This is a genomic window from Gilliamella sp. CG35, from assembly GCF_046635745.1.
GTDB classification, from domain to species: domain Bacteria; phylum Pseudomonadota; class Gammaproteobacteria; order Enterobacterales; family Orbaceae; genus Gilliamella; species Gilliamella apicola_I.
Map to the genome: position 1 here is coordinate 1 of NZ_JBIDFH010000050.1, position 1,095 is coordinate 1,095.

Annotated in this window: 1 protein-coding gene; it reads right to left on the reverse strand. The window is 24.8% G+C overall.

Features of this window, described 5'->3' with window-relative positions; genetic code table 11:
- Positions 1–422 precede the first annotated feature (422 nt).
- Complete coding sequence (locus tag ACGH4F_RS09645) at positions 423–728, reverse strand: hypothetical protein (RefSeq protein ID WP_267350724.1); 306 nt, start codon at positions 726–728, stop codon at positions 423–425.
- Positions 729–1,095: the final 367 nt, after the last annotated feature.

Consider the following 1,095-nt stretch of genomic DNA (forward strand, 5'->3'; position numbering starts at 1 on the left):
TTTTCCTCTAGGCATACGTCTAAATCTTTTTTTCATGATTTAATTATTTTTTAGTTAATAAAATTTTTAAATTCATTAAGGCATAGGTAAATTATACTTTTGTAGTAAATTAATTTTAAAAATTAATTCTAGATTAGATTATATAGATAATCGGATTAAGTCAATTACATTCCTAAAAGTGATTAATTGTGAAAGTCTATAATATTGATATCTGAATTCATAATATTTTGCTCTCTATTAATAAGGAAGTTGTGAGTTTCATAAACTTTTAAATAATTCTTTAGTTTTAAATCAAGATGACTCTGGATTGATTAAATGCTTTATAATTGATTATTTTAACTATTTCATGACGATTTTCGTTTATATCATGCAATAAAAACCCCAGTTAGATCAATAACTGAGGGGTAAAATAAATTAAAAATTTAATTTTTGAGAACAGAAGAAAGTTTTATAAGAAAGAGTATCATGCGTGCATTGATATTACACAATCCCACAGCGTTAACAAACAAGGTTTCAAGAGTAAAATCACCCGCTAGATTGTCAATAAAGACTTGTTCACTTATCGTAGTTTCTGTTGATTTAACTGTTTTTCCATCAATACGAAGTACCAATAAGAACTTCTTAATTTCTTCAATTCGATAAACGAAGATGTCAATTCTTTCTTTCAAATTTGGACAGGAAATATAACCTAATTCGGTTAATTTCTTGCCGTCACTTCTTTTTTTCATGAGTTTAATATTAAAATTTAACAATAATTTAAATTCATTAAGGTATAGATAAATTATACTTTTGTAGCAAATTAATTTTAAAAGTTAATTCTATTCTATACTATATAGATTATCAAATTAGGTCAATAACACTTATAAAAGTTATTAGTTAATAAAGCCTATAATATTGAGATTTGAATTTATAATATTTTGCTCTCTATTAATAAGGGAGTTGTGAGTTTCATAAACTTTTAAATAATTCTTCAGTTTTAAATCAAGATAGCTATGGATTGATGAGATATTTTATAATAGACTATTTAAATTATTCCATGACGACTTTTACTTAAGTCAAGCAATAAAAACCCCAGTTAGATCGACAACTGGGGGG

Excerpts from the sequence above, each read along its gene's own strand:
- ACGH4F_RS09645 (WP_267350724.1), bottom strand. The coding sequence starts at position 728 with ATGAAAAAAAGAAGTGACGGCAAGAAATTAACCGAATTAGGTTATATT.